Source organism: Janthinobacterium foliorum, assembly GCF_978021625.1.
On sequence record NZ_CDXDQE010000111.1, the window covers coordinates 1 to 264 of the forward strand.

Consider the following 264-nt stretch of genomic DNA (forward strand, 5'->3'; position numbering starts at 1 on the left):
TTGGGCTTACGGCGTGGAGGCTTTTCACCCCCATTATCGCTACTCATGTCAGCATTCGCACTTCTGATACCTCCAGCATCCTTTACAAGACACCTTCGCAGGCTTACAGAACGCTCTCCTACCATATCCAATAAAGGATATCCGCAGCTTCGGTGACTGGCTTAGCCCCGTTACATCTTCCGCGCAGGACGACTCGATCAGTGAGCTATTACGCTTTCTTTAAATGATGGCTGCTTCTAAGCCAACATCCTGACTGTTTTAGCC

General features: G+C 49.6%; 1 rRNA gene. It reads right to left on the reverse strand.

Going from position 1 to position 264, the window contains the following annotated elements:
* Window positions 1–264 (reverse strand): 23S ribosomal RNA (locus ACZ92H_RS29750); the annotation flags it as partial.